The organism is Streptomyces sp. ATLC9 (assembly GCF_057196705.1).
The window spans coordinates 1-418 of sequence record NZ_JBXUOY010000606.1 but is presented as its reverse complement, the minus strand read 5'-3'; the positions used below and the strand labels follow the sequence as shown (position 1 = coordinate 418).

Sequence of the window (418 nt, the reverse complement as noted above, 5' to 3'; positions counted from 1 at the left end):
CCCGCGCGCCGCCCCGCCCCCCCGGCCCCCCGCGCGGGGCGCCCGCGCGCGGCCCCACGCGGAGGGCCTGGCGAGAGCGGGAGGGAAGACCGGGCGGCGAAGTGCGACCCGGCCGTTCCCGCGCGGTGTGACGTATGGCACGATGCTGGGCACCCCCGGCCGCCCGCACCCCACAGGAGCCGTCCCTCGTGCAGCTTCCGGCAGACTCCGCGCCCTCCGCTTCGCCCCCCTCCGCCGTCTCCCCGTCGTACGTCCCGCCCCAGCCCGGCCCGGCCGGTGCCACCGCGGCGGACCGGGCGCCCTCACTCCTCGCGCCTTCCTCCGCCGTACCCGCCCACACCCGCGCCCGCGCGCCGCACTGGCTCGCCACCGCCGCGGCGCTGGGCGCGCTGCTGGGCGCCTTCGCGCTGCTGGATCC

General features: G+C 81.6%; 1 pseudogene. It reads left to right on the top strand.

Annotation, left to right across the window (positions count from 1 at the left end):
• Positions 1 to 188 precede the first annotated feature (188 nt).
• Positions 189 to 418 (top strand): annotated as a pseudogene (locus AC2CJA_RS27285) (hypothetical protein); the annotation flags it as partial.